At 51.9% G+C, this 22,106-nt stretch carries 21 protein-coding genes; 7 read left to right on the plus strand and 14 right to left on the minus strand.

Going from position 1 to position 22,106, the window contains the following annotated elements; genetic code table 11:
* Positions 1–12: 12 nt before the first annotated feature.
* Together CAG64_RS16810 and CAG64_RS16815 are read right to left on the minus strand one after the other, a co-directional pair.
* Positions 13–1,263 (minus strand): MDR family MFS transporter, encoded by a 1,251-nt coding sequence (locus CAG64_RS16810; RefSeq protein WP_161457740.1) that lies wholly within the window; start codon positions 1,261–1,263, stop codon positions 13–15.
* A 166-nt stretch (positions 1,264–1,429) separates the two neighbouring features.
* Positions 1,430–2,593 (minus strand): MBL fold metallo-hydrolase, encoded by a 1,164-nt coding sequence (locus tag CAG64_RS16815; protein ID WP_161447821.1) that lies wholly within the window; start codon positions 2,591–2,593, stop codon positions 1,430–1,432.
* Between the two features lie 110 nt (positions 2,594–2,703).
* Here CAG64_RS16815 and CAG64_RS16820 point away from each other — a divergent pair, with 110 nt between their 5' ends.
* Together CAG64_RS16820 and CAG64_RS16825 are read left to right on the plus strand one after the other, a co-directional pair.
* A complete protein-coding gene (locus CAG64_RS16820) occupies positions 2,704–3,309 on the plus strand; it encodes a TetR/AcrR family transcriptional regulator (RefSeq protein WP_161447822.1) in 606 nt (201 codons plus the stop codon).
* 242 nt (positions 3,310–3,551) lie between these two features.
* Complete coding sequence (locus tag CAG64_RS16825) at positions 3,552–4,880, plus strand: anaerobic C4-dicarboxylate transporter (RefSeq protein WP_021706048.1); 1,329 nt, start codon at positions 3,552–3,554, stop codon at positions 4,878–4,880.
* Positions 4,881–4,937: 57 nt separating this feature from the next.
* On the opposite strand, the gene CAG64_RS16830 is transcribed toward CAG64_RS16825, so the two are convergent.
* The gene (locus CAG64_RS16830; protein ID WP_161447824.1) at positions 4,938–6,137 is read right to left on the minus strand and encodes an MFS transporter; all 1,200 of its coding nucleotides are present in this window, start codon (positions 6,135–6,137) and stop codon (positions 4,938–4,940) included.
* A 100-nt stretch (positions 6,138–6,237) separates the two neighbouring features.
* On the opposite strand from CAG64_RS16830, the gene CAG64_RS16835 reads away from it, so the two are divergent.
* On the plus strand, positions 6,238–7,143 hold the full coding sequence (locus CAG64_RS16835) for a LysR substrate-binding domain-containing protein (RefSeq protein ID WP_161447826.1): 906 nt from the start codon (positions 6,238–6,240) through the stop codon (positions 7,141–7,143).
* Between the two features lie 46 nt (positions 7,144–7,189).
* On the opposite strand, the gene ahpF is transcribed toward CAG64_RS16835, so the two are convergent.
* From ahpF to CAG64_RS16855, 4 genes are all read right to left on the minus strand, one after another.
* Entirely contained in the window at positions 7,190–8,758 is a 1,569-nt protein-coding gene (gene ahpF / locus CAG64_RS16840; protein ID WP_161457741.1) for an alkyl hydroperoxide reductase subunit F, read from the minus strand.
* 145 nt (positions 8,759–8,903) lie between these two features.
* A complete protein-coding gene (gene ahpC / locus CAG64_RS16845) occupies positions 8,904–9,461 on the minus strand; it encodes an alkyl hydroperoxide reductase subunit C (protein WP_021706044.1) in 558 nt (185 codons plus the stop codon).
* A gap of 176 nt (positions 9,462–9,637) precedes the next feature.
* A complete protein-coding gene (locus CAG64_RS16850; RefSeq protein WP_161457742.1) occupies positions 9,638–10,246 on the minus strand; it encodes a bifunctional 4-hydroxy-2-oxoglutarate aldolase/2-dehydro-3-deoxy-phosphogluconate aldolase in 609 nt (202 codons plus the stop codon).
* 9 nt (positions 10,247–10,255) lie between these two features.
* A complete protein-coding gene (locus CAG64_RS16855; protein ID WP_161457743.1) occupies positions 10,256–11,632 on the minus strand; it encodes a GntP family permease in 1,377 nt (458 codons plus the stop codon).
* A gap of 153 nt (positions 11,633–11,785) precedes the next feature.
* Between CAG64_RS16855 and CAG64_RS16860 the strand changes: the two genes are divergently transcribed.
* Together CAG64_RS16860 and edd are read left to right on the plus strand one after the other, a co-directional pair.
* Positions 11,786–12,307, plus strand: a complete 522-nt coding sequence (locus tag CAG64_RS16860; RefSeq protein WP_021706041.1) for a gluconokinase — start codon at positions 11,786–11,788, stop codon at positions 12,305–12,307.
* Positions 12,304–14,100 (plus strand): phosphogluconate dehydratase, encoded by a 1,797-nt coding sequence (gene edd, locus CAG64_RS16865; RefSeq protein ID WP_161457744.1) that lies wholly within the window; start codon positions 12,304–12,306, stop codon positions 14,098–14,100. The genes CAG64_RS16860 and edd overlap by 4 nt, the downstream gene beginning before the upstream one ends.
* A 48-nt stretch (positions 14,101–14,148) precedes the next feature.
* Here the strand turns inward: edd and mdtI are convergent, their stop codons facing one another.
* The 7 genes from mdtI to CAG64_RS16900 all read right to left on the minus strand — a co-directional run bounded on the left by mdtI (position 14,149) and on the right by CAG64_RS16900 (position 20,195).
* Positions 14,149–14,478 carry a multidrug/spermidine efflux SMR transporter subunit MdtI gene (gene mdtI, locus CAG64_RS16870; RefSeq protein ID WP_021706039.1) on the minus strand — a complete coding sequence of 110 codons (330 nt, stop codon included), beginning with the start codon at positions 14,476–14,478 and terminating at the stop codon, positions 14,149–14,151.
* Entirely contained in the window at positions 14,475–14,852 is a 378-nt protein-coding gene (locus tag CAG64_RS16875; RefSeq protein ID WP_161454896.1) for an SMR family transporter, read from the minus strand. Before CAG64_RS16875 ends, mdtI begins: the two co-directional genes overlap by 4 nt.
* A gap of 225 nt (positions 14,853–15,077) precedes the next feature.
* Positions 15,078–15,992 carry a LysR family transcriptional regulator gene (locus tag CAG64_RS16880; protein WP_021706037.1) on the minus strand — a complete coding sequence of 305 codons (915 nt, stop codon included), beginning with the start codon at positions 15,990–15,992 and terminating at the stop codon, positions 15,078–15,080.
* Positions 15,993–16,019: 27 nt separating this feature from the next.
* Positions 16,020–17,027: a substrate-binding domain-containing protein gene (locus CAG64_RS16885; protein ID WP_040902829.1), complete on the minus strand. Its 1,008-nt coding sequence runs from the start codon at positions 17,025–17,027 to the stop codon at positions 16,020–16,022.
* A 133-nt stretch (positions 17,028–17,160) separates the two neighbouring features.
* Positions 17,161–18,684: a DHA2 family efflux MFS transporter permease subunit gene (locus CAG64_RS16890; protein ID WP_021706035.1), complete on the minus strand. Its 1,524-nt coding sequence runs from the start codon at positions 18,682–18,684 to the stop codon at positions 17,161–17,163.
* 12 nt (positions 18,685–18,696) lie between these two features.
* Positions 18,697–19,761, minus strand: a complete 1,065-nt coding sequence (locus tag CAG64_RS16895) for an HlyD family secretion protein (RefSeq protein WP_161457745.1) — start codon at positions 19,759–19,761, stop codon at positions 18,697–18,699.
* A gap of 14 nt (positions 19,762–19,775) precedes the next feature.
* On the minus strand, positions 19,776–20,195 hold the full coding sequence (locus CAG64_RS16900; RefSeq protein ID WP_021706033.1) for a MarR family winged helix-turn-helix transcriptional regulator: 420 nt from the start codon (positions 20,193–20,195) through the stop codon (positions 19,776–19,778).
* A 287-nt stretch (positions 20,196–20,482) separates the two neighbouring features.
* On the opposite strand from CAG64_RS16900, the gene CAG64_RS16905 reads away from it, so the two are divergent.
* Positions 20,483–21,178, plus strand: coding sequence for a CDP-alcohol phosphatidyltransferase family protein (locus CAG64_RS16905; RefSeq protein ID WP_161457746.1), 696 nt, complete (start codon positions 20,483–20,485; stop codon positions 21,176–21,178).
* Complete coding sequence (locus tag CAG64_RS16910) at positions 21,171–22,103, plus strand: phosphatidate cytidylyltransferase (protein WP_161457747.1); 933 nt, start codon at positions 21,171–21,173, stop codon at positions 22,101–22,103. The genes CAG64_RS16905 and CAG64_RS16910 overlap by 8 nt, the downstream gene beginning before the upstream one ends.
* The last annotated feature ends 3 nt before the right edge of the window (positions 22,104–22,106 follow it).

Consider the following 22,106-nt stretch of genomic DNA (forward strand, 5'->3'; position numbering starts at 1 on the left):
AGGGCTTAGCATTCAGGCGGTTTCCGCTTGTGTGGTCTCGCGCTCAACCGTATCTTCGCAATGTTCGGCGCGCCAATACAACCAAATCATCACCCCACATAATACGGCACACAGACTGAACAACCAGTTCGGATTCAGTGATTCGATCACGATACCACCAGCCAACGGAGCCACTGCGAAACCCAGCGAGTAGAGTGCTGCCGCACCAAAATAAGAGCCACGCAAATGCGGTGGGGCCAATCGGTCAATCTGGACATTGAGTGTCGGGAACGCGATCACTTCCCCCAGGCTAAGAATAAAGCTGGCCAACGCCCAGCCAATCGGCCAGTCCACTGGCGTGAATAAAAAGCCCAGTTGCGCGACACCCATCAACGCCATACCGATCCGGGTCCGGGCAAACAACGGAACGTGTTCGAGCCATTTCAACATCGGAAACTGAAAAGTTACGATGGTCAGGGTGTTGATCAACACCAGCATAGCGATCAGTTGCGCCGAGTCTTCGATCGGGCTGCGTACGATGACCTGTGGAATCGACGACTCCACCTGAGCATAAACAAACATCATGATAAAGTTCGCCAGCATCAGTTTCACGAAAATATTGTCTTTGCTGATCACTCTAAGCGTGGCTGGAAAATTCGGCAGCAGTGAAACATCCGGCTTGGTGAATTTTTTGCGTCGCTCGATACCGACAAATACCCAGATACCATACAAAACATATGTAGCACCAGTCACCAGAAACAGTTTTTGTGGCTGTGCCAGCGCCAGGGAAATACCAATCAATGGTCCAATCGCACCGCCAAGATTGAGCAGAAAATAACGGATGTTGAGCGCCAGTTCACGGTCTTTCAGGTTAGGGAGATTGTCACCGATCACCGCTTTAGAAGGCGCTTCAATCATCGGACGCATCAAACCGGTAATAATGATCAGTACATAAAAATGCCAGATTTCGCTCGCCAGACCAATACCGGAAAAGGACACGGCTGCCACCGCACTGCCGCTTATCATCACCCACTTTCGGCCAAAACGGTCCGACAAATAACCCGCATACAAGCCACTGAATGCGCCCACCAAAGCGGACGCCGCTAACATGGCACCGACATCAATGGCACTTGCGCCATAATCTCGATACAAAAATACAATCAAAAATGGCCAGGCCATGAAGTAACTGGTGCGCGATAGCAGCACGCCGGTCAACACCGTCCATACAGAGCTGTTAAACCGCTTAATCCGTTGTTTCTGAAACAGACTTTCCTCTTTTTCCATACGCTCTCCTTCCCTAACCAATGTGACACACTTCAAATTGTGCGTTATTTGGTCAGTATATGAAGAAAATATGAAAAAGATAGCAGTAATTTAGTAGACATATAAATAAGCCCGCAATTCGCAGGCTTGGATTATATTCTGTCTACTTGTCAGTTAGTTATATATTCTAGTTTTGATAACTTAGCTTGGCTTTAACTAAATTCATTTCTTGGTTTTTCCACCAAAATGACGTGTTTAATTCTTTTTTCACTTCAATCGTCTCTCCAATCATGGGCGTGACCAGATTCGCTGAGGCGGCTTCTGCTTCCGCAATCAGATCCGTCATCGGCTCATCCCATTTGTGGGAGAACAATTCGAAGGTTGACCAGTGCACCGGGAACAATTTGTCGGCGCCAAGATCCTGAAACGCTTTTAACGTGTGACGCGCCTGCATATGTCCCCAATTTTCTACCGGAAACCCTTTGCCGTCTTTAACGTTGGCAGCCACTTCAATAAACGCCATGTCAAACGGACCCAGTCGCTCACCAATCTGCCTGAAATGCTGATCGTAGGCGCTGTCACCGCTGTAGAACAACGCGCCCTGTTCACTGCGCAGCGCCCAGGAGCACCACAATGTGGTGTTCGAATCAAATCCGGTACGTCCGGAGTTGTGATTAGCGGGCGCAGAAGTAAACTCAATGCCACTGAGCTGATGACTTTCCCACCAGTCAAACTCACGGATATGGTTCGGCGACACTCCCCATTTTTCCAGGTGTTTGCCAACGGCCAGAGGCACATAAAACAGCACTTCTTTATCGGCATAGTAACGAATGGTCGCTTCTTCCAGATGATCGTAGTGATCGTGAGAAATCAGAATGACATCTGGTTTGGGTAAACGTTCGCGAGTGACTGGCGCGTCAACATTGCGGTCAAACAGTTTCTTGGCGACCCACGGAGAGGCATACTCAAATACCGGATCGACCAGAATCCGGGTAGCGTTCATTTCGATGAACAAGCTAGAGTGTCCCAACCAGGTGACACGCAGCGCGTCACTTGGCTCAGCCAGGGCTTCCAAATCCACCCGGTGATGAGGCAGACGCACTTGCGGCTTCAGTTGCCCACGTTCAAAAAAGAACTTCCACATGGTGGTCGACATACTTTCCGGGCTGGGTACGGCCGGCATGCGCGCGATGGCTTTGCCGTCTTGAAATTGCGGGGAGCGAGCGATTCGGTCCGCACGAAGCTGCGCACTCTGTTGTAGCGCTTCACTGTGCCTGTCTGCTCTGGAGGCCTGATTGATACCCATCACACCCAGAAGAGAAACAAACGAGGCTTTGATTACATTACTCATGTTCATGACCTATTTGGCTACCCAGAAAAGTAAACGATGGTGTATACTTTAGACATCACAAGGTTAAAAGTAAACACCATCGTTTACTTCAGTCTTCTACAGGTATCCACATGGTCAAAAGAAGCGATATAAAACAAGACGATATCATCAAATCTGCCATTGAAGTTTTTTCTCAGAAAGGCTTCGAGCAGGCCAGTATGGAAGGGATATCCAAACAGGCCGGCGTATCAAAGCGGACGCTTTATAAGTACTACCCCAACAAAGACGCCCTGTTCGAAGTTATTGTAGACAAGCTAATATGTCGCTTTGATGACCAAAAAGCCCTGCAGTTTGAACCTTCTGTGTCAGTCGCCAAACAGTTGCAGACTCTGACTCAGCAACAACTGTGTTATATCAATACTGAAGACTTTCAGATGACTGCTCGTATGGTGATGGCAGAGTGCATCCGTTGTCCGCACACCTCACGCCTGTTGATGGAAAAATTCGCCGCGATTGAAGACAGTTACGGTTTAACCGTGTGGGTCAAACAAGGCGTTGCAGCCGGCGTCCTGGAAGTGGAGAATGTGTCCCAGGCCGTAGAACAATATATCGGCAGTATCAAAGCGAGCGTGTTCTGGCCTCAACTGCTTGCTCATCAACCACCGCCTAGTTGCGAGCAGGTAAACGCCGCTATCGAAACCGCGGTGCGCTGCTTTGTTGCCTGCTATGTCAAATAACGCTGGTCTGCCGGGATTTTTATGCATCCGGCTTATTTTCGTTAACTGGCACATTAATATTGCGCAACACTCTCCTTACAAAATCGCCGTAATTACGTCACGAATCCGGCTAATAATGTGCTGAAAATCCGATAAAAAGCATTTCATTTTTGGTGACTTAGGTTGTGTGAAGCGAGTTTCATTTTTTTGGTATCTTACATAAGAGAATGTTAATAACCATAATTTTATAAGGGGTTGTTAATATGCTCTATCTGGAATTTTTATTCCTCTTGCTGATGCTTTATATCGGCTCTCGCTACGGCGGTATCGGGCTGGGTGTCGTGTCCGGTATCGGTCTGGTGATTGAGGTCTTTGTCTTCAAGATGCCGCCAACATCACCACCTGTTACCGTAATGCTGATCATTCTTGCAGTTGTGACCTGTGCTTCGATTCTGGAAGCAGCCGGGGGCCTCAAATACATGTTGCAGGTCGCAGAAAAGGTACTGCGTAAGAACCCAAAACGAGTCACGTTGATCGCCCCGTTTGTGACTTATTTTATGACCTTCCTGCTCGGCACGGGTCACGCTGTCTATTCCATCATGCCAATCATCGGCGACGTTGCGTTGAAAAACGGTATTCGCCCTGAGCGACCAATGGCCGCCTCTTCAGTTGCTTCGCAAATCGCCATTACTGCATCACCTATCTCAGCGGCGGTGGTGTACTATCTGGCACAACTGTCCAATATTCAGCACGACATTACCCTGCTGTCGATTTTGCTGGTCACTGTCCCGGCAACGCTATTCGGCACGTTACTGATGTCACTGTACAGCTTAAAGCGTGGCAAAGAGCTGGATGACGACCCCGAATATCAGGCCCGCCTTCAGGACCCGGAATGGCGTGAGCGCATCCTCAATACCACTGCCACGTCACTGGACGAAACGCTGCCAACCTCGGCGCGTAATTCGGTCCTGCTGTTCATGCTATCGATTCTGACCATTGTGGTGATCGCCATGGTTCCGGAAATCCGCACCATTACTGACGGCTCCAAGCCGATCAGTATGGCCGTGGTGATTCAGATGATGATGCTGTGTTTCGGCGGTGTGATTCTGCTGGCAACCAAAACCGATCCGCGCAACGTGCCCAACGGTGTGGTATTCAAATCCGGTATGGTGGCCGCCATCGCGATTTTCGGTATTGCCTGGATGTCTGACACTTACTTTCAGTACGCCATGCCGCAATTCAAATCAGGCATTGTCGAGATGGTGACGAACTACCCTTGGACGTTCGCACTGGCGCTATTCATTGTGTCGGTGGTGGTTAACTCGCAAGCCGCCACTGCCCGGATGATGTTGCCGGTTGGCCTCGGGCTCGGACTGGATCCGGCGCTGCTGATCGGTATCATGCCCGCCGTCTACGGCTACTTCTTCATTCCGAACTACCCATCCGATATTGCGACGGTCAACTTTGATACCTCCGGCACCACCAAAATCGGTAAGTGGTATTTCAACCACTCTTTTATGTCGGTCGGTCTGATCGGTGTCGTGGGTGCCTGCTGCCTGGGTTACGTTCTGGGTCAGATGGTGATTGGCTAAACCACACCAAATCCTGTCCAAAAGCGGCCTTGGGCCGCTTTTGTTTTCTTGAGTGCCTCAAGATTCCCAACGCCGGTATCGCCACAGCAACACGGGCACCACGCCAAGTGCCGCCGCAGCCCAAAGCATGACGGAAAAATCCAGCTGCCCATGTCGATCTGTGGCGATCAACGCGCTGCCAAGTGCCCCACCAACTCCGACGGCAAAATGTTGCAACGCGTTCTGAATTCCGATGATGTGATTTCTCACAGCGATCGGTAATGTTGCGATCATCTCAGTGGCGAGGATTAAACTTCGCGCAGAACTGGCGATAATGAAGAACACAAAAGCCCCCGCCGCCAACCACACATCCTGTGTATTGAAGCCACAGACCATTACGCCCAGCATGACAGCGGTCAGTATAAATATCCATTGCCCTGACTGCCCTGACGTTAACCTCAGGCGGGCGTAAGTTTGCATGACGATAAACGAGCCCAGTCCTCCAAATGTATAACAGCCACTGAGCAGCCCGGCCCCGATGGTCAGATTGAGGTGCAGCATCACCGGAAACTGAGTCGATACCACAAACGTCCCCAGCACTGCCGAGCTGATCATGGCAACAGCAAACCACAATACTCTGCGCTCAGCGACTGCTTCGGAAAAACGCGGATTTTGCCCGCCGCTGTCAGGCTCAGATCCCGGGGCTACTCTGCGGCAAATCAAGAAAAATACCAGCCACACCGCAAGCAGTGACAACGCAAGGATGGCAAACGACCACTGCCAGTGATCTCCGGCCAACAGGAGCAGTAACGGCACGCCCAGTGTCAGAGCAAGCGGAAAAGCACTCAGTAACAGTGCGGTGTGCTTTCTGCGATGTTCATCATCGACCTGCAACACCATCAGGTTAAGGTTGACTACGGCCAGGCCACCTCCACACACCCCGGCCACTACTCTGGCAATGAGCATCCACTCGAAAGATGCCACCCACACACTCGCGCCTGTTACCAGCGCCAAGCCAAGCAGCAGTGTCAGGCAACGTCGCCGCTCCGTATTAATGTTGTCTGCGCCTTTAAACAGCAGACACGTCACACCCGCAGCCAGCGCATAAGCCATGGTCAGATAACCGGCAAGCGCGCCAGACACCGCCAGTTGCGTCGTGATCACGGCACTAAATGGCACAATCACCAGCGCGTCCAGCGCTAACAGAAAATGCACCAAAAACGCGATGAACAATGGTGACGTATTTTGCGGAGTGGAAAGTGTAGAACTGTGCAACATAGCAATGCCCCTTGAAAGCAAAACCCCAGTTTACAATTGAAGATTATTAGATAAAGGGCGTAAAATTGGTTTGATAATTTCACATAATGGGATAATAAATGTGTTGGATGATATTGACCCAATCTGGCTGAAAAGCTTCCAGTGTGTTTACGAGCAGCACAGTTTTAAACAGGCTGCCGAACACCTCTCCATTCCCACTTCTAACGTCAGTCGTCATGTTGCTCTGTTGGAAGACAAACTCAGCACCAAGTTACTGGAACGCACCACCCGTCGGGTAACGCCCACCCGCGCCGGGGAACAGCTCTACAGTTCGACCAAGCATCTGTTGAGCGCCTTGCATGATGCCCTGCACGAAGTGAGTAATCACACCCGTCATATCACCGGACAACTCAAAGTACTGATGCCTGACATTCCTCCACTGGCTCAGGCTGCCGTGGATTTTTGCTGCTCGTATCCTGACGTTCAGTTCCTGTGCGATACCAGTTTGCACCCAAGAGAAGATTTTCTTGACGGATTTGATCTGATCCTGACCTACAATCGCGGCACACTGGCGGACAGTGGTTGGGTCGCTGTTGAGCTGTGTCGTTGGTCCAGTGTTGTGGTCGCATCACCGGAACTTATTGACCGCTACGGAACGCCACGCTGCCTCAGTGATCTTCAGCACATGCCGTGCATCACCAGCTTGTCTGCGCTTAACGGTGCGCCTTGGGTATTCCAAGGTGACAAACAACCTGTCACCTTCCATCCAAAGTCTACTTTCCGGGTCAACAGTGGTCACATCGCTAAAGCAGCGGCGATACGCGGGCTGGGGTTGGCCATCATGCCGCAAGCCATGTGTGAGACAGAACTGGCCACTGGCCAGTTGCAAGCCGTCAGCTTAGAGTATCCTGCCAACGACCTTGTGCTGTACGCTTTCTATGCCGGGCGCAAGTTCTTGGCGCCGAAAATATCGGCCTTTTTGCAGTCTGTCAGCTCAGAGCTGACCAGCGGCCAGCATCACCAATAAAAAAACGAGCCCGATTGGGCTCGTTTAAAAGTGGATAGATTTGCCGTTACGCTTGTTTGCGAATCAGGTAGTCAAAGGCCCCCAAACTGGCTTTGGCTCCCTCACCCATCGCAATGATGATTTGTTTGTACGGAACCGTCGTCGCGTCACCCGCGGCAAACACACCGTCCATGCTGGTTTCACCCCGACTGCCTACTTCGATTTCACCGCGGGCAGACAACTCAACCTGCGAGTCTTTCAACCATTCCGTGTTGGGTACCAGACCAATCTGGACAAAGATACCTGACAGCTCCAGTTGTTTGAGCTCATCACTGTTGCGGTCTTTGTACTGCAGGCCCGTCACACGAGTGCCATCACCGATCACTTCTGTGGTTTGCGCCATGGTAATGATGTCAACGTTTGGTAATGAGTTAGCTTTGTCGATCAGTACCTGGTCGGCACGCAGTACATCGGCAAACTCCAATACAGTCACGTGTTCAACGATACCCGCCAGATCGATGGCAGCTTCGATGCCTGAGTTACCCCCACCGATCACGGCGGTTTTCTTACCTTTGAACAACGGACCGTCACAGTGTGGGCAGTATGCAACCCCTTTATTACGGTATTCCTGCTCACCCGGTACGTTCATTTCACGCCAGCGAGCACCCGGGCTCAAGATGACACTTTGACTTTTCAGTGTGGCGCCGCTTTGCAGATTGACATGGACTTTGCCATCATTGGTAAATTCCGCGCCCATCAATTTATCTGCTTGTTGCTCTGTAATGATGTCCACCCCATATTCTTTAAGGTGCTCCGCCATATTGGCTGCCAGCTTTGGACCTTCGGTATGTTGCACAGAGATGAAGTTCTCAATCGCCATGGTATCCATTACCTGACCGCCTAAACGCTGGGCGACAATACCAGTACGAATGCCTTTACGTGCCGCGTAAATTGCCGCCGCTGCGCCCGCAGGTCCTCCGCCAACAACCAACACATCATACGGATCTTTTTCATTCAAGCTGGCCGCCGCTTTTTCAGCCGCACCATCATCTAACTGGTTCAGAATCTCGTTCAATGTCATACGGCCCTGACCAAACAGTTCACCGTTAATGAACACACTCGGCACCGCCATGATGTCTCGCGCTTTCACTTCGTCCTGGAACAACGCACCATCGATCATGGTCGCGCGGATATCCGGGTTGATGGCCGCCATCATATTAAATGCCTGGACCACATCCGGACAGTTCTGACATGAGAGCGAGATAAACACCTCAACATCGAGCTTTTTATCCAGCTTGGCGATTTGTTCAATGACCGCCGGTTCAAGTTTGATCGGATGACCGCCAGAGTGCAGCAGCGCCAGCACCAGCGAGGTGAACTCATGCCCCATAGGCACACCGGCAAAACGCAACTGCGTGCCCGATTTCGGGTTGGTCACGGCCAAGACCGGCTTACGTTCGCTGGCTGCGTCGTCACGTTCAACGCTGATCAATTCACTCAGCTCCGCAATTTCATTAGCCAAAGCGAGGATGTCTTGTGAGCCTTTGCTTTCATCTAGGCTGACCACTAAACGGACGTCTTCTTTTAAATTTGTCAGATACTGTGATAACTGCTGCTTGATCGCTTGGTCTAGCATACGGGAATACCTTTTTGTTATTGATTCTTAAGAGTGGTCACTCTGGATAAAAGGGAGAGCGAACCGGGCATTTAGGTCGTCAGGTAAAACACCCGGTCCACTCTTTAATTTAAAACGTAATCAAACGTTTATAGATTAGGCGTGGTTAGATTTTGCCAACCAGGTCCAGAGAAGGCGCCAGCGTTTCTTCGCCTTCTTTCCATTTAGCCGGGCATACTTCGCCTGGGTGAGCCGCAACGTATTGAGCCGCTTTCACTTTACGCATCAGATCTTCTGCGTCACGGCCGATGCCTTCGGCGGTGATTTCCATCGCCTGAATCACACCTTCTGGGTCAACCAGGAAAGTCGCACGGTCTGCCAGACCCTGACCTTCACGCATCACACCAAAGTTGTTGGTGATGGTGCCAGTCTGGTCACCCAGCATGAAGTAGTTGATTTTGCCGATAGTGTCTGAGCTGTCGTGCCATGCTTTGTGCGTGAAGTGAGTGTCAGTCGACACTGAGTACACTTCTACGCCGCGCTTTTGTAGCTCTTCGTAGTGGTCAGCCAGGTCGCCCAGCTCAGTCGGACAAACGAATGTAAAGTCCGCTGGGTAGAAGAAAAATACCGCCCATTTGCCCAAAACATCTTGTTCTGTAATGTCAACGAAATCGCCAGATTTGTATGCTGTTGCGCTAAATGGTTTGATCTTAGTATTAATCATAATCTTTGCTTTCCTTTAAGTTATTGGCTTTGCCATGTCTTGCTTTCGGAAACTATATTCCCATGCTCTCCTACTTAAAGAAAATTGCTTGTAACTATCTATTCGATAGGCAAAATCTATAAACAAAAAAACGGCGACCTTCAGGTCGCCGTTTTCGTATTCGTGCCGCACACGCCCTATAAAGCGCGCACCAGTTCGGCAATACCTGCCCAATCTCCCTTGTCCATCAGGTCGGTCGGCACCATCCAGGTTCCGCCACAAGCCACCACTGAATTCAGAGCCAGGTAGTTGGCTAGATTATTCGGGTTTACGCCACCGGTAGGCATAAAGTTCACCGGATAAACGGCCGTCAGTGCTTTGAGCATCGAGACACCGCCTGATGGCTCAGCCGGGAAGAATTTCAGCGTACGCAGGCCGAGCTCCATTGCCTGCTCAACCAAACTTGGGTTGTTGACCCCCGGGATGATCGCAATGCCACGTTGCTGGCAATATTTCACCGTGGTCGGATTCAGCCCCGGGCTGACAATAAAATCTGCGCCGGCGTCAATAGCCTGATCCACTTGCGCGGTCGTCAGTACCGTCCCCGCCCCGATCAGCAGCTCCGGATACGCCTGACGCATCTGGCGAATTGACTCTGCGGCCGCGTCCGTGCGGAAGGTCACTTCTGCACACGGTAGGCCATTTTCTACCAGTACTTTCGCCAGCGGCACAGCTTGGGCGACGTCATTGATCGCGATTACAGGGACGATTTTGATTTCTCTCAATCGTTGTTCAATGGTTGTCATAAAGAACCTCTAAAGAATAAAGCTTAATGTTGCAACGATAATAAATGCGATGCCACCAAGTAAAGTTTCCATCACTGTCCAAGTCTTCAGTGTGGTTTTTTCATCCATTTCCAGCAGGCGTGACACCAACCAGAAACCTGAGTCGTTAAAGTGTGACAGGACGGTTGCGCCACCAGCAATGGCGATCACGATAAAGCACAGATCCAGTTCACTCAAGCCTGCTGTGGCGACGACCGTTGGCGCAATCAGGGCCGCCGTGGTGGTCAGCGCCACCGTTGCAGAGCCCTGCGCCACACGCAAACAGGTTGAGATCACAAACGCTGCCACAATCACAGGCATCCCCGTATCAGCCAGCACGCCCGCCAGTGCATCACCAATACCGCTCGCACGTAAAACGCCACCGAACATCCCACCTGCACCTGTCACCAGAATCACGGCACAGATCGGCGCCAGAGAGTCACCACACAATTTTTCCAACTTCGCCATACCGTAATCTTTAGCAAACACCAGCATACAGGCAAGCAGTGTGATCAATAGCGCGATTGGCGTTTTACCCAGCATACGCAGCAGCTCGACCGCCGGAGACTGACCGTCAATGACCCCCGCTACGGAGAGCGTATTCAACCCCGTGTCGAGACAAATCAGCAACACTGGCAGGATCAGGATGGTCATGACGGTGGCAAACTTAGGCAATTTGGCTTCATCGATAATGGCATCGGTGTTGAAAAACGCTTTCGACAGCGGAATATCGAACTTCTTCCCTGAATAGAGACCAAACAGGTAGGCACCCAGATACCAAGTCGGGATCGCAACCAGAATACCGATGAACAACAGCAGACCGATGTTAGCGCCGAGCAGATCCGCCGCGGCAACCGGGCCTGGGTGAGGCGGCACAAAGGCGTGCATCACAGCAAAAGCACCAGCCGATGGCAACGCATATTTCAGCGGAGAGCCACCGAAACGCTTCGCGACACTGAAAATGATCGGCATCATCACAACCAATCCCGCATCAAAGAAGATGGGGAAGCCAAACAACAAAGACGCTATCCCAAGCGCTAGCGGCGCACGCTTTTCTCCGAAGCGGCCAATCAGAGTGTCGGCCAGTACTTTTGCACCGCCCGTCACTTCTAAAATCTTACCGATCATGGCTCCCAGGCCGACCAGCAATGCCACCGAAGCCAGTGTGCCGCCAAAACCACTCAGCATGGTCGGCACCACTTTGTCCGTGGTGACGCCAGTGGCGATGGCAGTGCCTAAACTGACCAGAGTTAAAGAAGCGAAAGCGTGAACTTTCAGCTTAATGATTAAGACCAGCAGCGCTGCAATTGCTATCGCTGCCACGGTTAACAGATACGTAGGATCTGATGTTTGGGCGATGTGCTCCATGTGTTCACCTTTCAGAATTATTGTTTGTGTTATAGTTCACATTTATTTACGTTACCGGTAACATGTTACCGATAACATCAATAAGATAAACCCATATTTTGAAGTGAATTTTAAAAATGAGATCACGCGCAAATTTGGTTTAAAGGAGTCGTTATGGCTGGTAGTAGCGTCATTGTAATGGGCGTATGTGCTTGTGGTAAAAGTACAATTGGTGAACAACTGGCAGCAAAGCTGGGACGTAAATTCATCGATGGTGATGACCTCCACCCTAGAGCAAATATTCAAAAAATGGCCTCGGGCCAACCGCTGGATGATGACGATCGGAAACCGTGGTTGGAGCGCATTCGTGATGCTGCCTACAGCCTGGAAAACAAGAATGAGCACGGCATTATCGTCTGTTCCGCCCTTAAGCAGAAGTACCGTGACCAGATCCGCGATGGCAACCAGAATGTCACGTTCTTATTTCTGGATGGCGATATGGCGCTGATCCTTGAACGTATGCGCCAGCGTCAGGGGCACTTTATGAAAGAGAACATGGTCAAAAGCCAGTTCGAAACACTGGAGCGCCCGGACAACGAAGCAGGCACACTAGTGGTCAGCATCGAGGGATCGATTGATGACGTGGTGGCGCACGCCGCAGAACTGTTGCTCAAACAGAGTGAGGCCGCCGCATGACCCATCCGACCGTCCTTGCCGTGACTGAGCGGTTGATTGAGCGCAGTCGAGACTCGCGCGCTGCGTTTCTGTGCCGCACACAAGAGCAGGCCCGGACTGGCAAGGGCCGCACTGGTTTATCCTGTGGCAATCTGGCGCACGCCGTCGCCGCCTCCTGCTCAAGCGAAAAAAAACAGATCCTCGACTTTACCCACGCCAATGTCGCGCTGATCAACGCTTACAACGACATGTTGAGTGCACATCAGCCCTACCAGCACTATCCGGATCAAATCAAAGCGGTGCTCGCCCAGTATGGGCATACCGCTCAGGTTGCGGGAGGCGTGCCCGCCATGTGCGACGGCGTCACTCAAGGGCAACCGGGCATGGACATGTCACTGTTCTCGCGTGATCTGATCGCTCAGGCCACGGCGCTGTCACTCAGCCACAACGTGTTCGATGCAACCCTGCTGCTTGGGATCTGTGACAAAATCGCGCCCGGTCAACTGATGGGCGCACTCAGTTATGCCCACCTGCCCACCGCCTTTGTACCCGCCGGCCTGATGGCAACCGGGATCAGTAACGAAGAAAAAGTGGATATTCGCCAGAAATACGCCGCAGGCGAAGTGGGTAAAGAAGCGCTGCTGGACATGGAATGCCGCGCCTACCACTCCCCCGGCACCTGCACGTTCTATGGCACCGCCAACACCAATCAACTGGTTTTTGAAGCCATGGGTCTGATGTTGCCCGGCTCGGCGTTTGTTCACCCACATTCGCCGCTTCGCCAGGCATTGACCGACGCAGCGGCAATAAAAGTCGCCGCCATGACATCCGGCTCTGCCCATTTCAGGCCGCTGGCCGATGTGGTCACAGCGCACAGCCTGATCAATGGCATCGTCGCCTTACTCGCCTCTGGTGGCAGCACCAACCACACCATTCACATGGTCGCGGTTGCCCGGGCGGCTGGTCTGATGCTGACCTGGCAAGATATCAGTGACCTGTCGGATGTGGTCCCGTTGCTGGCCAGGGTATACCCAAACGGTCCGGCAGACATGAATGCGTTCCAGCAAGCCGGCGGCGTCCCCGCCCTGATGAGAAGGCTGGATCTGTCACAGTTGCTTCACCGCGACGTCACCCCCGTATTCGGCACCTTTGATGATCAGCTCAGCCAACCAGACTTAGTCCATGGCAAGCTGGGCTGGACGGCTTGCCATGGGACACAGAATGCCGAGGTGATCGCCGCAGACGGTGAGGTTTTCCAGAACACGGGTGGCACCCGGGTGCTCAGTGGCAACCTCGGACGTGCGGTGATCAAGGTATCGGCGGTGAAACAGGATCAGCAGTGCATTGAAGCGCCTGCCGTGGTATTTCGCTGTCAACATGAGGTCGAGGCAGCCTATCAACGGGGAGCGCTCAATCGTGATTGTGTCGTCGTCGTGACACACAATGGTCCGGCGGCCAACGGTATGCCAGAGCTACACAAGCTGATGCCGATTCTGGGGAACATTCAAAAGGCGGGTTATCAGGTTGCGTTGGTGACGGACGGACGTCTGTCTGGCGCCTCGGGCAAGATCCCTTCCGCGATTCATGTTTCACCAGAAGCCCTGCGTGGTGGTGCGATTGGTCTGATCAAAAATGGCGATATGGTGCGGCTCGACTGCCAGTCTGGCGTGTTACAAAATCTCTCTGAGATGGACGGGCGTCAGGCTGGGGAAACCAACGCCGATACTGACCAGTCCACCTGGGGGCGCGATCTGTTTCGGGTGATGCGACAAACGGTGTCCAGCGCAGAGGACGGAGCCAGTTTCATCGTGTGATTGGAAAATGAAAAAGGGCGGTTTTTCCGCCCTTTCTTTGTTTTGCGCTTAGGCCGTTTTCATTACCACCACCGCCATGATGACAACAAAGATCCCAGCCCAGCCTATCGGTTTGAGTTTTTGCTTAAACAGAATTGAACCACCCACAGCCGTGCCGAGGATACCAATCGCTCCCCAGGAAGCATACGCCACGGCCAGATCAATCTCTTTCACAGCCTGAGCCAACAGAGTAAAGGCAGCCAGTACCAAGGCAATCGCTGTCACACCCCAGATTTTATGGCGAAAACCATCCGAGCGGGTCAGCGCCATGTTGGCCATAATATCGACAATCGCCGCCAGCACCACAAAACCAAACGAGAGCGTCATAAATTGATTCATGATTCACACCTCACCGTCGTTGAGATCGATGTCTTGTCGGCTGGGGTACTGTGCTGCTCTCCACTGGTCACCATCACAATTCCGACAACGGCCATCGCCAAGCCAATCAGCTCCTGAGCGTTCAAATCTGCATCGAACAGGAACAGCGACACCAGGGTGATCAGAGCAATGCCCAGCCCTTCCCAAACCGCGTACGCCACACCGATGGCGATCTTCTTCGCCGCCAGTGAAAGAAAGTAATACGACACCGAAATCAGAGCGTACATCACAACATAGCCCCACAAGGAACCATGCACGCCAATCAGCTTCATGGTACTGGTGCCCGCCACCTCAGCCGAGATGGCTAATAACAGAAATATTCGTGCAAGAAACATAATTCACCTTCTACAAGTTCTTAAAAATATGCATAACGGAGAATTGCGTATTACAGCTGGGTTTAACTGATGCGTCTGGCCAGACGGAATAATTGAAACGTCAGATTGGTAAGATATAAAGCAACTCTTCTCTTCTGTGGTTTCAAGATTATCGTGCAGTAAGAAAAGAGAACAGGTAATTGAGATATTCATTTTTGAATATCTTATTAAGCAAATCCATGCACCTTACTGGGCAAATACCTGCTGTAGGACTTGATGGAGGTACTGATGCAACGGATGATTTCGGTAGACCTGTAAATATCCTCCGGATACAACAAAATGGCTGAACTCCCGATTGACAGGCGGCATGGTATAAGACGCCAGTTCGGGCATCAGGCGGGCTGAGCTGTTGCTGGCAAACATGATCGCATTGGTTTCCAGCAACATCTGACACGCGACCCGTAGATTATAAGACTTCAACACCACATCCGGCTCGTACCCCATGCGCTGGTATTCAGACTCGACCGTACACAGTGGTTTGTACGACGCTGGAGCTGGCAATGAGACCAGTGGCAAACTCGCCACTGTTTCCCAGTCGTTGGTTTCGCTCAGAGTGGGGTGATTTTTCCGAGCCAGTATGACTCTTTTTTCACTGAACAACGGACGCATGTAAATGTCTTTTGCGATGTCAGTTTCCTGATCGAGGATGCAGTAGTCGTGAACCCCTTCCAGCATTTCATCCTGGCTGTAGGCTGTCCAGCTGGCGAAGGTAAACGTGGCCTGAGGAAATGCCTGATAGCAACAGGTCAGCAAGGTCTGGCCTTGCTCGTCCATCAAATACGGATCCACCACCAGCGAGATATGACCGGTATAACGCTCGGGATCAAACTCCTCAAATTCGAGCAGCACTTTTTCCAGTGGCGCCAGCATGTTGTCAAACTCAGCCGCCAGACGCACCGCCATCGGCGACGGCTCCACGCCGTGCGCTTTGCGCACAAACAACGGGTCATTGAACACCTGTTTGAGCTTCATCACTCCTCGACTGGCACTGGGCTGAGAAATACCCAGCTGCATCGCGGCCAGTTTAATGCTCTTGTTATCGACCACCGCTTTGAGTAAGCGCATCAGATCGAGATCCAAATTGTCCAACTGATGTGACATCACACTCCCTCACAATCCCGCAGCGGCTCAGACGCTGTCACCATCGGTAATTCGGTAACCAATATCCACCCGACACTGCTCAGGCCGTGTCCCTTTGAGCGCGGCAATCAGCAGTTCCGCACTTCGCTCACCAATCTCGTAACGCGGGGTATCCACACTGGTGAGCTTTGGCCGGATACTTTGGCCGATGTCCAGCGCGTTGTAGCCAACGACCGACAGTTGTGCCGGCACCTCCATCCCCCGCTGCTGCGCAGACAAAATGGTGCCGATGGCGATATCGTCGTTGGTGCAGAACACACCGTCTAGTTGCGGATACTGTTGCAGCGCCGTATCCAACAAGGTTTGCGCCAAAGAGAAGCTCGAATGGTCCCCCGTCAGTATGTGTTTTGGGGTCAGCCCGGCTTCCTGCATCGCTTGATCGTAGCCCTGCATCCGCAGTTTGGTCCGGGTATCCAGCCGGGCGCCAAAATACACGATGGTGCGCTTGCCGGCCGCCAGCATCTGTTTTACCGCCTGATAGGACGCGTCGACATGGTTCATTCCCACGGCCATATCAATCGGATGCTCCGGCAGCTCCATGGTTTCAACCACAGGCACACCGGCGCTCTGGATCATCTGCAAGGTGCGTTTGGTGTGGTGACTTTCGGTCAGAATAAGGCCGTCAACCTGATACGACAACAGCGACGCAATTTTGCGCTCCTCTTCGTCCTGATCGTAACTGAAGTGGGCAATCAGCGTTTCGTATCCGTTGGCGTTGGTCACCGATTCAATTCCCTGTACGAATGAGGCAAAAATCTGGTTAGACAAAGAAGGCAGTAAAATCCCAATGGCTTTACTGGATGACTTCGACAACATCGCCGGCGCGCGGTTCTCGATGTAGCCCATCTCTTCAATCACCCTGGCAATTTTTTCGCGGGTTTTCTCAGCCACCGATTCGGGATTACGCATATAGCGCGATACGGTCATTTTCGTGACGCCAACCTGATCGGCGACATCTTGCAGTGTGGTGCGGGTTTTCTTGTTTGCTTGCGCCATAAACGTGTGAATTATCAATAATGTTACATGTAACATTATGAACAATCCCCCTTAACGACACAACTCTCACGTTACCTTCAGGCAAATAAAAACCCGGCCTAAGCCGGGTTTTACTGACAAGGTGCCGCTCGTATTACGCTCTGCGCTGGGGTTTACTCAATAGCCCCAGCAACGGAAACATCGCCAGCACCACAAACATCATGAACCGAAAATCCTGCAGATACCCGAGAATCGCCGCCTGACGGGTGACTTCTGTGTTGACGCTGACCAAACCGATGTCCGAGTGAATGTTGTACATACCATGTTGCATCGCCTGTTGCAGGCCTGTATTAAACGGCGTGATGTACTCTGAAAATACCGCATGATTGATCTGCATCCGATGCGATAAGTAAGTGGTCACAATCGAAATACCGATACTGCTGCCGATGTTACGAATCAAGCTGAACAGCGCCGTACCTTCATTACGAAATGATGCCGGCAGCGTTGAGAACGTCAGCGTAGACAGCGGCACAAACGTCAACCCCAGCCCCAAGCCTTGTACAATCCCGGTCCGGATGATGTCCCATTTGGTCACATCGACCGAAAACAGTGTCATCTCCCACAACGACACGATCATCAGCAGCAAACCGATAGCAATCACGTAACGCAGGTCAACTTTATTGGCAATCCGGCCGACAATCATCATTCCTGCCATGGTGCCAAAACCGCGTGGGGTCAGCAAAATACCGACATCAATCACCGGATAATTCATCAATCCCTGCAAAAACGGCGGCAGCAGTGCCATGGTCGCCAGCAGGATCACCCCGAGCATAAAGCCAAATAACAACCCGACGCTGAAATTTCGGTCCCTGAACATTTGCGGTTCCAGGAACGGCTTACGAGCCGTAAACATATGAGCGATAAACAGATACATGGTTAAGCCGGCCAGCGCCGCCTCAAGCACTATCTCCATGCTCTCAAACCAGTTTTGCGACTCCCCCCGGTCAAGAAACATCTGCAGACTGCCGATCGCCAGACTGAGCAAAGCAAAACCGAACAGATCAAAACGACGCTTGGGATCCAACTCCGTCTCTTTGACGAAGGCTGAGATCCCCATCCAGGCCAGAATGCCAAACGGGATATTGATGTAAAACACCCAGCGCCAGTTGTAATATTCGGTCAGCCAGCCGCCCAGCGAGGGGCCGAGGATAGGCCCGACCATCACGCCGACGCCCCACATCGCCATCGCCGACCCGTGTTGTTCACGCGGGTACGTGTCCAACAGCACCGACTGAGACAGCGGCACCAGACTGGCCCCAAATATCCCCTGTAACAAACGGAACAGCACGATTTGTTCCAGTGACTGCGCCGCACCACACAACATCGACGCGACCGTAAAACCAATCACTGAGTAGCTAAACAGACGTTTGCGCCCGATTCGCGCGGCAACAAAACCGGTCAACGGCATCGCAATCGCGGCTGCCACGATGTAAGACGTCAGTACCCAGGAGATCTGATCCTGTGTTGCTCCCATCGCACCTCGCATATGGGGCAACGCTACATTGGCAATGGTGGTATCCAATGCCTGCATAATGGTGGCGAGCATCACCGACAGGGTGACAAATCCGCGTTTGGCTATATCGCCCTGTTCCACAGGAGCGCGTTCAGCAACAGCCATGTGCCCTCCTTATCAGAGCGAAAGCTCGCGATGATGCTGGGTGTCCACCGTCACCACCGCACTCAAACCAGCACGCAGCGTGGGTGCATCTTGAGCATCTTCAATCTGGATACGGACAGGAACCCGCTGAGTAATCTTAACCCAGTTACCGGTGGCGTTCTGAGCCGGAATAACCGAAAACTCCGCTCCCGTGGCAGGGCTCAGACTGGCCACTTTGCCATGCCAAGTATAATCCGGTGCATAATCAACGTTGATTTCCACCTCCTGTCCCTGACGAATGTTCGTCAGCTCTTTTTCAGTAAAGTTGGCTTCGACCCAGAGGTGCGAATCGGCCACCAGGACCATTGCGATCGTGCCCGGAGAGGCGTACTCCCCTTTCTCTATCACTTTGCTCACCACCCCGTCGGCCGGCGCATACACATTCACATGCTTCAGATCGTTTTCTGCTTTCGCCAGATCGGCCTGCGCTTTCTTATAGTGTGGGTTGGTTTCGATCGGTGCCCGAATGTCGCCGCCGTAGCTGGCTTCTACCTGTTTGAGTTGTTTTTGTAAGGTGTTGACTTCCAGCTCCATCAACAGCGTTTTCTGATGCGCCGCATCGTACTGTGAGTCTGAGCTGTAACCGTTTTTCTTCAGGTTCGCTTGACGCTTTTCTTCACGTTTGGCGTACGCCAACTGACTGTGTGAGGTGTCAATGTTGGCCAACTTGCTGTCATATTCGGCTTTGGTGGTATTGAGGTCCACTGCCGTACTCTTCAGGTTTGCCTGTGCCTGGGCAACCGCTATCTCATAAGGTTCAGGATCAATCTGGAACAAGAGATCGCCGGCTTTCACTGGTTGATTTTCATCCACCGGCACATTGATGATCCGGCCGGACACTTCTGCGTTGATCAGCGTTTTGTCGGCTTTGACGTACGCGTTGTCGGTTTCCACATAGCGGCCACCATGCATGTAAATTCCCACTGACGCCGCAATGGCGATGGCTGGGACGACCAACAACAGCATCAGACGTTTTTTCTTGTGATTTTTGGGCGCAAGCTGACTGGCTTCGGGATTTGTTGTCACTGGTTGAGACATGTCATTTTCCTCACTTACTTCGCGAGATTGTGGTGAATTCGGTTGAGTGTGCGAATAAACTGGTTTTTCTCTTCTTCACTCAGGCCCTCGAGTGCATCCGCCCAGATGGTATTGCCAACCGAACTGATGATGGCCAGTTGCTCACTGGCGGCAGGCTTGAGGTACAACAAATGGGCGCGGCGGTCATTGGGGTTAGGACGCCGCTCGACTAGGCCCTCGCTGACCAGTTGGTCAATTACCCGCACGACACTCATGGGTTTGATCTCTAACAGATCCGCTAGTTCGACCTGTTTGATGCCTTCGTGACGTGAAATCAGGTTCAGCGCTTTCGCTTGTGAAAGCGTCATGGCCTGAATATTAGGGTCTTGATGAAAACGCTTGCGGATCAAGCGCCATACATCCGAAAGCAAATACCCCACATGAATCTGTCCCATGATCGCCACCTGTAATGAATAAGAAACGTGATTAACTTCACATCAAATAGTAAGCCTGACTTACTATATGTCAAGTTTACTTTTCTTCACAAAAAGGGGAGACGGCAGGTATCAATCTTAAGACGATGGATTTCATCACAAAAATTACGCAGCCGTGGCGGCATCACTGCCACGACTTATTCCGAATTTGTACAACAAAGCGACAAAAATAATGTTTTTAAATGCACTTATTCTCATATAATACAGCGCACTTATATTAATTATTTCTCAATGTCTGTGAGGCTTATATGGATAACCAGCCAGACTCGGATGCAAACCGCCGGCCGTTGGCCGTGCGCGATGTGGCCCTGACCCGACGAGTCGCCGTATGGCTCAGTCGCAAAAACATCACTCCGAATCAAATCTCTCTGATGAGCATCGTTTTTGCGCTGCTCGGTGCCGCCACTCTGGTGGCCTATGATAACGGACACCATGCGCTCTGGTTGCTCGCTGCCGCCGCATGCATCCAACTACGGCTATTGTGTAATCTGTTTGATGGCATGGTCGCGGTCGAAGGCGGGAAAAAAACGCCGGCTGGTGAACTGTTTAACGACGTGCCGGATCGGATCGCCGATCCTCTGTTTATTGTGGCTGCCGGGTTGGCGGCTCAGTCGGAGTTTGCCATGTCTTTGGCGTGGCTGGCCGCGTTACTCGCGGTGCTGACTGCTTACGTCCGGGTACTGGGTGTGAGTATGGGCTGCGACGCCGATTTCAGAGGCCCGATGGCCAAACAACACCGTATGGCGCTGTTGACAATCACTCTGATGCTGCTGTTCGTTCATCACCAATTCGCGCTTCTTCCAGCTTGGTTTGGCTATTTAATGGACGCAGCACTGACAGTAATGGTGGTGGGAGCGATTATCACCACCTGGCGCCGTCTAAGTGGCATCTTCCATGCGAAAGCCCGTCAGGCCGCAGCGCAGGAGACGAATACCCATGACTAAGATCCCATCTCATTCTCTGTATCTGATGATCGCTATCCTCGGTGTGCTGATCATCGGCACTCTGGTATATCTGTGGCTATCTCGCCGCCATCAAGACCGTGACTACCTTGAACTCAAGCTGCGTATCCGCTCTTGGTGGTGGATGATTGGTATCGTTTTTGTGGTGCTTTACCTGCCGCTGCACTACACCTTGTTCTTTGTCGGCTTTCTCAGTTTCATGGCCCTGAAGGAGTTCCTCTCGATTGTGCCTACCCGCATGACCGACCGACGGGTGATCTTCTGGGCGTACCTTGCCATTCCTTTCCAGTATTACTGGCTGGCGATTGGTTGGTATGGCATGTTCATCATTTTCATTCCTGTCTACGTCTTCTTATACCTGCCAATGGTGATGGTGCTGATTGGTGACACCAAAGGATTTATCCGTTCAGCTGGCATCATTCACTGGGCATTGATGCTGACGGTGTTCTGTATCAGCCACATGGCCTACCTGTTGGTGCTGCCAGATCTGAATCCGAATGCAGGCTCAATGGGCATGCTGCTATTTTTGCTGGTCTTCACTCAGTTCAATGACGTTTGTCAGTATGTATGGGGTAAATCTTTCGGCAAACATAAGATCGTGCCAAAAGTGAGCCCGAACAAGACCTGGGAAGGGTTTATCGGCGGTGCTGCCACCGTGATCACCGCGGCCTACTTTATCGCGCCCTACCTGACCCCGCTTAATTCTGTGCAAGGTTTGGGGGCCGGCGTAATTATCGCATTCAGTGGTTTTATCGGTGATCTGGTGATTTCCTCGGTCAAGCGGGATCTGCAAATCAAGGACACCAGCCAGTTCATTCCTGGTCACGGTGGCATATTAGACAGGATCGACAGCCTGATGTTTACCGCACCGCTATTTTTCCATTACATTTACTATCTCTACTACTGAGGC

The organism is Vibrio sp. V38_P2S17PM301, assembly GCF_009904845.1.
Taxonomy (GTDB): Bacteria; Pseudomonadota; Gammaproteobacteria; order Enterobacterales; family Vibrionaceae; genus Vibrio; species Vibrio proteolyticus.

Coding starts and splice junctions, on each gene's coding strand:
- CAG64_RS16895 (WP_161457745.1), bottom strand. CDS start 19,761: ATGTCTCAACCAGTGACAACAAATCCCGAAGCCAGTCAGCTTGCGCCC.
- CAG64_RS16875 (WP_161454896.1), bottom strand. CDS start 14,852: ATGTTTCTTGCACGAATATTTCTGTTATTAGCCATCTCGGCTGAGGTG.
- ahpF (WP_161457741.1), bottom strand. CDS start 8,758: ATGCTAGACCAAGCGATCAAGCAGCAGTTATCACAGTATCTGACAAAT.
- CAG64_RS16820 (WP_161447822.1), top strand. CDS start 2,704: ATGGTCAAAAGAAGCGATATAAAACAAGACGATATCATCAAATCTGCC.
- CAG64_RS16905 (WP_161457746.1), top strand. CDS start 20,483: ATGGATAACCAGCCAGACTCGGATGCAAACCGCCGGCCGTTGGCCGTG.
- CAG64_RS16910 (WP_161457747.1), top strand. CDS start 21,171: ATGACTAAGATCCCATCTCATTCTCTGTATCTGATGATCGCTATCCTC.
- CAG64_RS16815 (WP_161447821.1), bottom strand. CDS start 2,593: ATGAGTAATGTAATCAAAGCCTCGTTTGTTTCTCTTCTGGGTGTGATG.
- CAG64_RS16880 (WP_021706037.1), bottom strand. CDS start 15,992: ATGTCACATCAGTTGGACAATTTGGATCTCGATCTGATGCGCTTACTC.
- edd (WP_161457744.1), top strand. CDS start 12,304: ATGACCCATCCGACCGTCCTTGCCGTGACTGAGCGGTTGATTGAGCGC.
- CAG64_RS16810 (WP_161457740.1), bottom strand. CDS start 1,263: ATGGAAAAAGAGGAAAGTCTGTTTCAGAAACAACGGATTAAGCGGTTT.
- CAG64_RS16900 (WP_021706033.1), bottom strand. CDS start 20,195: ATGGGACAGATTCATGTGGGGTATTTGCTTTCGGATGTATGGCGCTTG.
- CAG64_RS16830 (WP_161447824.1), bottom strand. CDS start 6,137: ATGTTGCACAGTTCTACACTTTCCACTCCGCAAAATACGTCACCATTG.
- ahpC (WP_021706044.1), bottom strand. CDS start 9,461: ATGATTAATACTAAGATCAAACCATTTAGCGCAACAGCATACAAATCT.
- CAG64_RS16885 (WP_040902829.1), bottom strand. CDS start 17,027: ATGGCGCAAGCAAACAAGAAAACCCGCACCACACTGCAAGATGTCGCC.
- CAG64_RS16890 (WP_021706035.1), bottom strand. CDS start 18,684: ATGGCTGTTGCTGAACGCGCTCCTGTGGAACAGGGCGATATAGCCAAA.
- CAG64_RS16825 (WP_021706048.1), top strand. CDS start 3,552: ATGCTCTATCTGGAATTTTTATTCCTCTTGCTGATGCTTTATATCGGC.
- mdtI (WP_021706039.1), bottom strand. CDS start 14,478: ATGAATCAATTTATGACGCTCTCGTTTGGTTTTGTGGTGCTGGCGGCG.
- CAG64_RS16855 (WP_161457743.1), bottom strand. CDS start 11,632: ATGGAGCACATCGCCCAAACATCAGATCCTACGTATCTGTTAACCGTG.
- CAG64_RS16850 (WP_161457742.1), bottom strand. CDS start 10,246: ATGACAACCATTGAACAACGATTGAGAGAAATCAAAATCGTCCCTGTA.
- CAG64_RS16860 (WP_021706041.1), top strand. CDS start 11,786: ATGGCTGGTAGTAGCGTCATTGTAATGGGCGTATGTGCTTGTGGTAAA.